Origin of the sequence: Streptococcus mitis (genome assembly GCF_946188375.1) — a bacterium.
GTDB classification, from domain to species: Bacteria; Bacillota; Bacilli; order Lactobacillales; family Streptococcaceae; genus Streptococcus; species Streptococcus mitis_CX.
In genome coordinates, this window is sequence record NZ_CAMHUS010000016.1 from 1 (window position 1) to 11,130 (window position 11,130).

2 protein-coding genes are annotated in these 11,130 nt (G+C 38.7%); both read left to right on the forward strand.

The window, feature by feature from the left end:
* On the forward strand, positions 1-4,158 hold a 4,158-nt coding region (locus tag N8M16_RS09950; protein WP_261070136.1), incomplete at its 5' end, for a collagen-flanked surface repeat-containing protein.
* 397 nt (positions 4,159-4,555) lie between these two features.
* On the forward strand, positions 4,556-11,130 hold a 6,575-nt coding region (locus N8M16_RS09955), incomplete at its 3' end, for a Rib/alpha-like domain-containing protein (protein ID WP_261070137.1).

The window sequence follows — 11,130 nt, forward strand, 5'->3', positions numbered from 1 at the left end:
GGACGCGACGGTAAAGACGTCTTGAACGGCAAAGTTAACCCAGAAGCAAATCAAGGTAAAGACGGCGATAAATACGTTAATACAGAAACAGGTGACGTCTTCGTTAAGAATAATGGCAACTGGGAAAAAGAAGGCAACATCAAAGGACCTAAAGGGGACAAAGGTGCACAAGGTCTTCAAGGTCGTGATGGTCAAGACGGAGCACAAGGTTTACCAGGACGCGATGGACGTGATGGCGCAGCAGGTCGTGACGGACGTGATGGACGCGACGGTAAGGACGTCTTGAACGGCAAAGTTAACCCAGAATCAAATCAAGGTAAAGACGGCGATAAATACGTTAATACAGAAACCGGCGACGTCTTCGTTAAGAATAACGGCAACTGGGAAAAAGAAGGCAACATCAAAGGACCTAAAGGGGACAAAGGTGAACAAGGTCTTCAAGGTCGTGATGGTCAAGACGGAGCACAAGGTTTACCAGGACGTGATGGCGCAGCAGGTCGTGACGGACGAGATGGACGCGACGGTAAAGACGTCTTGAACGGCAAAGTTAACCCAGAAGCAAATCAAGGTAAAGACGGCGATAAATACGTTAATACAGAAACAGGTGACGTCTTCGTTAAGAATAACGGCAACTGGGAAAAAGAAGGCAACATCAAAGGCCCTAAGGGTGATAAAGGTGAACGTGGAGAAGATGGTAAGACTCCAGAAGTAACTGTAACTCCAGGTAAAGATGGCCATAGTACTGACATTACATTCACTGTTCCAGGAAAAGATCCAGTTACAGTAAATGTTAAGAACGGAGAAAATGGTCTGAACGGTAAAACTCCAAAAGTTGATTTGCTTCGTGTCGAAGGACAAAACGGAAATCCATCTCATACAATTGTGACATTCTATACTGATGAAAACAATGATGGTAAGTATACTCCAGGAACTGATGAACTTCTAGGTTCTGAAATGATTAAAGATGGTGCTAAAGGTGCGGACGGACGTGATGGTAAATCATTAATTACTGTCAAAGATGGTAAAGAAACTAAAGTTTACCAAGAAGATCCAGCACATCCAGGTCAACCATTGAACCCAGAAAAACCTCTAGCAGTTATTAAAGATGGAGTAGACGGTGTCTCTCCAACAGTAACAGCTGTTCGTAAGGATGAAGAAGGTCATAAAGGTGTAGAAATCACGGTGGATAACCATGATGGTTCACAACCAACTACAGTCTTTGTTCATGATGGTGAAAAAGGAGAAACTGGAGCAACAGGTCAAGATGGACAAACTCCTACAATTACAACTCAACCTGGAAAAGATGGCCAAAGCACTCTTGTAACTATCACAACACCAGGTAAAGATCCAGTAACCTTTACAGTGAAAGATGGTAAGAATGGTAAAGATGGACGTACACCAACTATTGACTTAAATGCATTGGTGGAAGCAGTTAGAAGAGGTGCTGGATCAACTTCTAATTCACAACCTTCTGGAACATCAAGAAGTGCAAGAAGAGCGAGAAGTGCAGGAGATAATCCAGATGAAGTAATTTCATCAGCTCAACCAGCTACTACAGACTCAACAGGTTCACAACCAGCAACTACCGATGCAACAGGTTCACAACCAGCAACTACACAACCAGCTACTACCGATTCAACAGAATCACAACCAGTAGAAGGTACTCGTATTACAGCATACTATGATAACAATGGTAACGGTAAATATGATCCGGGAGTTGATGAATTAATTGGTACAAGCGATATCTTGAATGGTACAAATGGACGTAATGGTACAAATGGAGCTTCTGGACATGATGGACGTGACGGACGTAACGGTGCTGAATTACTAAGTGGAGCTACTGCCCCAACTGCTAATGATGGTAAAGACGGTGATACTTATATCGATGCCAATACAGGTGATGTTTACAAGAAAGAAAATGGTTCTTGGAACAAGATTGGTAATATCCGTGGACCTCAAGGGACAGCAGGTGAAAAAGGAGCAACTGGTGAGAAAGGTGAGAAAGGTGAGAAAGGTGACAATGGTAAAGATGGCCGTGCACCGAAAATCAAAGTAGAAGATATTACTTCACCTTCAAGAACTAGACGTGATACAGATGCAACTGCAACTCCAACACGTAACGGTATCCGAGTGACAGTTTATGATGATGTTAATGACAACGGAGTATATGATGAAGGTGTCGATAAAGTATTAAATAGTAAAGATATTTATAACGGTATCGATGGACGTGATGGTTCAGCTCCAACTATTACTACAAAAGATAATGGAGATGGAACACACACTATCACAGTTCAAAACCCTGATGGTTCTGAATCAACAACTGTTGTTAAAGATGGTAAAGACGGTAAAACTGCCAATATCACTACAACAGAAAACCCAGATGGTAGTCACACAATCACTGTAACAAACCCAGACGGATCAACTAAGGAAACTGTTGTTAAGAATGGTAAAGACGGTAAGACTCCAAAAGTTGAAGTCACTGATAACAATGATGGAACTCATACTGTTAAAGTAACGGATGGAGACGGTAATGTAACGAACGCTATCATCAAAGATGGTAAAGATGGTAAAGCTGCAACAGCAACAACTACTGAAAACCCAGATGGAAGCCACACAGTAACAATCACTAACCCAGACGGAACTAAGAATGAGTTTGTTGTTAAGAATGGACGTGACGGTGTTGACGGACGTACCCCAACAGCATCTGTTCGTGACAATGGGGACGGAAGTCATACAATCGTTATTACAAATCCAGAAGGTGTGACAACTGAAACTACAGTCCGTGATGGTAAATCACCAAAAGTTACGATAACTGACGAACAAAATGGAACTCATAAGATTTCAGTTCTAAATGGTGACGGAACAACTACTGAAACAATCATTAAAGATGGTAAATCTCCAGTAGCAACAGTTAGAGATAACCAAGACGGTACTTATACAATTCGTGTAGAAAACGGTAATGGTACTGTTTCTGAAACCACCGTTCGTGACGGTAAATCACCAACTGCTAAGGTTGTGGATAACGGAGATGGAACACACACTATCACAGTTGTGAACTCAGACGGTACAACTACAACAACAACAGTTCGTGATGGTAAAGAACCAAAACTTGAAGTGATTGATAACAACAATGGTTCACACACTATTAAAGTGACAGGTGCTGATGGTAAAGAAACTACAACTACAATCTTTGATGGTAAATCACCAAAAGCGAACATCGTTGATAACGGAGACGGAACTCACACATTAACAATCGTAGATTCTGATGGTCGTGAGTACAAATCTATTATCAAAGATGGTAAAGACGGTAAAGATGGCGTTTCACCAACTGTAACTGTTAAAAATAATAACGATGGAACTCACGTTGTAACAATCACTAATCCTGATGGAAGTAAGACAGAAATGGTGATTAAAGACGGTAAAGATGGTAAATCACCAAAAGTTTCTGTTGAAGATAATGGAGATGGAAGTCATACAATAACAATCATCAATTCTGACGGAACTGTGACAAAAACAGTTATTAAAGATGGCAAAGATGGTAGAGATGGACGTGATGGTCGAGACGGTAAAGACGGCAAAGATGGTAAATGTGGATGCCAAGACAAACCAGTAACACCATCAAATGACAAACCAGTTCCTCCAACACCAAATGTGCCAGAAGGACCAACATTTGCAATGCCAGAACCACCAGTTCATGAATTGCCAGAATTCAACGGTGGTGTACCAGGAATGCCAGAAGTTCACGAATTACCAGAATTCAATGGTGGAGTACCAGGAATGCCTGAAGTACAAGAGGTACCAGAATTAGATATTCCAACAGTACCAGCACACCCAACACCAGAAGTACCGGTTAAACCTGTGCCAGCGCAACCAACACCAAATGTACCGACACCAGAAGTGCCAGTACAACCAACTCCAGTTGTTCCAACACCAGAAGTACCGGTTAAACCAGTACCAGCGGTTCCAGAACAACCAGTAGTACCAACACCGGCTCAACCAGCAACTCCAGTAAATGCTAGCCCAGTAGTTCCAACTACAGTTAAAGAAAACCATGGGAACAAATTACCTGAAACTGGAAGCCAATCTGATTATATCTCTGTTCTTCTAGGTAGCGGTATTCTATTGAGCCTATATGTAGGTCGAAGAAAAGAAGATTAATCAGCCAAAAGCAGTCACTAATTTCTCGAAAGAAGATGATAAGTGATAGATCTCGAATGAAAGAATATTCTTAGAATGATTTTCCTATGATGGAAAAGACTGCTAAAAACCTTGAGTGGTAACGCTCAAGGTTTTTTAGGTTACTGCATATACGAAATCTCGATATAGTACTAAGTGAAGTAATGTTTAGGAAGATATGGTAAATTTTTATAAATAATATATTATATGACGAAAAGGTTTGCATCTTAGGGGATAAAAGAATATAATATATACAAGAAGAAATTTGATAGTTTGAAGCAAGGAGTTCTTTATGTTTTTTAATCGAAAAGGAATCAATCAAAAGAATTGGAGGATGATAAAGAAAGGGAAGCATTTTCTTTTTGGGTGCACTCTTTTTTTGGCTACAGGAGCAGTGACGATACAGAATCCACATCTTGTTCATGCTGATGAAATGGTTGCGTCTCTGAATGATTCAACTAAAGCCAAAGATGAAGATCCGAATAGTGACAAGGTTCCAAACGATGTGGAAAATAATCCACAGGTAGAAAATCATGTTAAAGAATCAGATAAGATTTCTGAAAATGTGCAGGAAGATAAAAGTGTTGAAAAGGCTGTAGAGAATACAGTCAAATCTGTGAATAAAATTGCTTTAAATGAATTAATTGAAAAGATTAGGAACACTGATTTACAGAATAAAACAGTTAAATCAGTTGAAAATCTTAATCTCTCTTTGTCGCGTGCGCAAGCAGTCTTGGATAAGGCAGGCGCTAGTCAGGACGAGATAGATAAAGAAGTTCAAGCTTTGTCGGACTCATTTGCTCAACTGGAAGAGAAAAGCAACGACAAAGACAAAAAAGAAAAGCAAGCAGACAAAGCAAACGATAGTGATGAAAAGAAAAATCTTTTAACAGAAAAGATCGCTAAGGTTCAGGCTCTTGCTTCAGAAATTAACCAATTAGCAGGAGAAATCAGCTATGAATTTAGTGAATCTGAAAGCAAATCTCTTCAAGCATTTGGTGATTTGTCTGAGGAAAAATCCACTGATAGTGAAGTTGATGGTGCTCTAAATGAAGCGAAAAGACTCCGCAACAAAGTGGCTAATAGAGTAACTCGCGCACATTCTGGGAAACGTGCCCCACGTAATGGAAAACCAATTGATGGTAAAGGGGAGAGTGGGTTTAGAGCGATTGAAATTAAGCCTTTATTAATTAAGTCTAATGGGGTTAATATTAACAGTAATAGTACAAATATTGTAGCTTATAATTCAGATGATTTTCTTGCGTTGATGCAATTAACAGCTTCTAAAGGTAGAGGGGATACTAGTAGAGGTTTTTATTTAGTCAATAAAGTTACTGTTACGAGTAATATACTAACGGACTTACAAATACAAGTTTCTACCAATAGACGTGGAGTTGTGACTGATTCAAAAACAGTTCGAGACATTAATATACCAAGTGTTCAGGCGGCGATTGTTGGAAAAATCGGTGGGAAAGGATTAGTAAAACCTGGAACATATCAATTCGGTTTAACGGTCAATGACTCTCAACATCCGAATAGAAATTATCAAATTACTTATAATATTACTATAAAACCACAAAGTGAACGTAACACTGTTAATAATTTAACTCCAACTTATGTAGATGATGTTCGTCATTTAACAGAAGCTGAAAAAACAGTTTTAATTGAGAAATTTAAAACAGAACATCCTGATGTTGTGAATAGAAAAGATGGACTTAATAATCCTCAAGTTGACTTCGACCATGCTGAAATTTCTGCAGATGGTTCGACAATGACGATTCATTTTAAAGATGGTTTTGCGACTAAAACAATCCAAACAAATGCGACAAATGATGTAGAAGCGAAACATTCCAGTTTGACGGCTTATTTTGGTGATTCTAAAGAATTATATACGAATCCAAGGGAATTAGTACGCTCTAAAACAGGGCACGAAGTACCGACAACGGCTCAAGTCACCTATAAAACACCATTTAACTTGCAAGAAGCAGGAACAAGAAATGTTGTGGTCACAACAACTTATGAAAATGGAGTAACAAAAGACGTAACAACTCCTTATACAGTTTTAGATTTTCTAGGAAAACAAGATAAAAAAATTAATCAGAATCAGTCTGGTCAACTAGGGGATGCTAGAAATTACGTGACAGTTTCAGATAATTCAGCAGTTCCAGGAGAATTAACAGTTCGTTGGAAAGGTGGCTCTTCTAATGTGGATACCTCTGCAGCAGGTGTACAACATAAAGAAATCGAAATTCTTCGTGGTAGTCATTTAATGAAAACTGTGAATGTCCCAGTTGAGATTGTAGATAATATTAAACCGACAATTACTGCCCCTGATAATATTACATTAACGAGATTAGAAGGACTACCTAGTGAAATCAATATTCACGCTCAAGATAATGATAAAGGAGTAGGTCTCAAAGAAAGTAACTCTGTAACGGTTGACAATCTACCGAATCCATTATCTTACAATGCAAAAACATCAAAAATTGAAATAAATGATGTTATTCCAAATAATTTCCAACTTGGTAAATCAAGTATTCAAGTGACTGTTAAGGCCGTAGATAAAAAAGGAAATACTGCGACTAAAAATATTACTTTCCATATTCAGTCTCAAACACAAAAATATACAGCAGTTGCTAATTCTCTAATTCAAGAAGTAAGTTATGGGGAAGCGCCTGATGCAGGAACAAGTATTCAAAAAAATGGGCTGCCGACAGGTACAAGATACGGATGGGCAACTAAGCCTAATACGACAACAGGCCCTGGGGATCAAACCGGAGTCGTAACTGTAACCTATCCAGATGGTTCAACAGATACAGTAACTGTAATCGTGAAAGTTCGCAAATTAAGCGATGAACATACACCAACTGGGAAGACAATTACTGTTAATCAAAATGATTCAGTAACGAATGATAGATTAAAAGCAGCAGTAACAGTGAATAACGGTGGAACTAGTAAAGTGAAGTCAGTAACTGCAGCGCCTATAAGCACTGTGTATGCAGGCTCACAAACAATCAAAGCGACAGTAACTTATCTGGATAATACCACTGATCCAGTTGACATTCCTTTGGAAGTAAAAGACGTAACAGCTCCAACAATTCAAACACCGTTACAAAATCAAACTTGGGAAATAACAGCATTGGATAAAACATTGCCTCCTATTAAAGTAGCAGTTGCTGATAATCCTGGAGGAAGTGGAATAAAAAGCATTTTTCCAATGAACTTACCAAGTTTCTTGAAATATGACAAAGCAACAAGTAGCATCGTTTTCCAAGATGGAGAACGTGAAGTTCCAAAATTGTCTGGAAGAACTCGAACTACAAGAAATATAACATTACGTGTGGAAGATAATGCAGGAAATAGTAGTGAACGAACATTTAGTATTACTCACATGCCTATGGCTGAAAAGTATAATCCACAAGCGAATGCAACGATTCAAGAAGTGAGCCATGGTGAAACTCCTAATCCGAAAACAAGTGTGAATACAGCAGGATTACCGACTGATGCTCAATATACATGGAAATCTGCACCAGATACGAATAGACCTGGAAATAAAACAGGAGTCGTGAAAGTTACTTATCCAGACGATTCAGTAGATGAAGTAACGGTTACTGTAAAAGTTCGTAAGCTAAGTGATGAGTATGAACCTACAGCTACAAAAATTGTCAAAAATCAAAACGATACTGTCTCAGAACAAGACTTAAAATCTGCTGTGACAATTAATAAAAACGGTAATAGTAAGGTGAAAACTGTTACTCCTGTTGGGAAAATTAGTACTGCTGAGACAGGGAACAAAGAAATTTCAGCAACGGTAACCTATCTCGATGATACAAGGGATACGGTAACAATTCCTTTAGAAGTAAAAGATGTAACGGCTCCAACGATTCAAACACCAGCGAATGGTCAGAATATCGATTTAATAGCATTAGATAAAGCATTTTCTCCAATTAAAGTAACATCTGAAGACAATGCAGGAGGAAGTGGTGTTCGGTCAACAACGGTAACAGACTTACCAGATTTCTTAACTTATGATGATGCGAATAAAACCATTAAGTTTAAAGATGGTACTCAAGAAGTTCCAAAATTACCAGTTGGTACAGATTCTCAAACACATACAGCTACAATTCGAGTGACAGATAATGCGAATAATAGTAGTACTTCACAATTAACGTTTACTGTGAAATCAATGACTACCAAATATGATGCAACAGCAAATCCGAACAAACAAACAGTGAGTTATGGGGCAACTCCAGATGCAGGAACAAGCGTGAATCAAACAGGCTTACCGGAAGGGACAAGTTATGCTTGGAAAACACCACCAGTAACGACCGATGGGCCTGGAGAAAAAGATGGTGTAGTAGAAGTAACCTATAAAGATGGTTCAAAAGATACAGTAAATGTCAAAGTTACTGTAAAAGAATTAAGTTCAGAATATGAAGTAACTGGAGCGCCGATTGAGGTAAATCAAAACGATCCAGTTACAAATGATGACCTAAAAGCAACAGTAACTGCAACTTCAAAAGCAGGAAATGTGAATGGAACAGATAAGATTTCAACAGTTACAGCACCTACAATCAGCACAGCTAACTATGGTGAACAAATTATTAACGCTACAGTAACTTTCAAAGATGGAACAACTAAAGAAGTGACCATTCCTCTGAAAGTTAAAGACGTGACACCACCAACAATCCAATCACCAGCAGAAAATACAAACTGGGAAATGACAGCATTAGACAAAGCTTTACCAAATATGGAAGTAAGAGCGGAAGATAATGAAAACGGAAGTGGAATTAAAAACGTTACTGTGACAGGCTTGCCTGATTACTTAGAATATGATAGTACAACTAACGCTATTAAATTCAAATCAGGAAAACAAACAGTAGAAAAACTAGCTGAGAATACACCAAGTCAAGAATTTACTTTAAACATTCGAGCAGAAGACAAAGCAGGAAATGTCAGCGAAAGAACTGCGAAAATCACTGTATCTTCAATGAGTACCAAGAATACTCCAACGCCAATTTCACAAAATACAAGTTATGGACAAGTGCCAGATCCTAATAAAAGTGTAGATAAAGCAGGCTTGCCAGATGGAACAAAGGTAACATGGAAGACACCCCCTGTAGTAAATACACCAGGAACTACTACAGGAGTGGTTGAAGTAACATATCCTGATGGAAGCAAAGGTACAGTTGAAGTTACGGTAAATGTAAGCAAGCTAAGTGATGAGTACAATGTTTCAGCTACTGAAATTGAAGTAAATCAAAATGATCCAGTTACAAATGACGACTTAAAAGCAAAAGTAACCGCAACTTCCAAAGATGGAAATGCGAATGGAACTGATAAGATTTCATCTGTAGAACCTAAAAATCAAATCAATACAGCTAACTATGGTGACCAAAACATTACTGCCACAGTAACTTTCAAAGATGGAACGACGAAAGAAGTAACAATTCCGTTGAAAGTTAAAGACGTAACGAAGCCAACTATCCAAACACCAGCAGAAAATACAAACTGGGAAATAACAGCATTAGACAAAGCTTTACCAAATATGGAGGTGAGAGCAGAAGATAATGCCAACGGAAGTGGAATTAAAAACGTTACTGTGACAGGCTTGCCTGATTACCTAGAGTATGATAGTACAACTAACTCAATTAAATTTAAATCAGGAAAAGAAGCTGTAGAAAAACTACCTGAAAATACACCAAGCCAAGAATTTACTTTAAATATTCGAGCAGAAGACAAAGCAGGAAATGTCAGCGAAAGAACTGCGAAAATCACTGTATCTTCAATGAGTACGAAAACTAATCCTACGCCAATTCCACAAAATACAAGTTATGGGCAAGTTCCAGATCCTAATGGAAGTGTAGATAAAGCAGGCTTGCCAGAAGGTACAAATGTAACGTGGAAAACACCACCAGTAGTAAATACACCAGGCGCAACAGCTGGTGAAGTAGAAATCACTTATCCAGATGGCTCAAAAGATGTAGTGACAGTAAATGTAACGGTGAGAAAAGTAAGTGAAGATTTTACAGCGACTGGAACACAAATTGAAGTAAATCAAAATACATCAGTTACTCCAGAAATGTTAAAAGGAGCAGTAACTGCGACAAATGCGCAAGGTGAGAATGGAAATGCCAAAATTGCGACAGTGGAAGCCAAAACACTAATTAACACTGAGGCGTATGGAGACCAAACAATACAAGCAAAAGTGACATATATTGATGGTTCAGAACAAGACGTTACAATTCCATTGAAAGTAAAAGATGTTACGGATCCAACAATTCAAACACCAGCAGAACATACAAACTGGGAAATGACGGCTTTAGATAAAACATTGCCTCCTATGAAGATTGAGGCAAAAGATAATGCAAATGGTAGTGGAATTGCTACTATTGAAGTAAATAATATGCCTTCATTCTTAACATTTGATCAAGCTTCTGGAACAATTGTGTTCAAAGAGGGTATTAGAGAAGTACCGAGAATTGATTCTGACAATGTAATGTATGGTGTAACGATAGTAGCTAGAGATAAAGCAGGAAATTCTACATCAAAATTAGTGAATATAACAGTTTCATCAATGCGTGGAAAATACACCCCAACTGGAATCCCTCAAGAAGTGGACAATGGACACATACCAGATCCAGAAACAAGTGTAAACAAAACCGGCTTACCAGAAGGCACAACTGTTACATGGAAGACAAGGCCAGATGTCAGCACACCGGGCAGTCATCCAGGAGTAGCCTTAGTTCATTATCCAGATGGAACGGAAGATGAAGTCGAAGTACCTGTCACAGTTAAGAAACAAAGTGACACCTTCAACCCAACTGCGAAACAACCAAACCAAACGGTTCGTCACAACGAAGTACCAGATCCAGAAAAAAGTATTAATACAAACGACTTACCAGCAGGAACAAACTATAGCTGGTCAGAACAACCAGATACAAGTAAACCAGG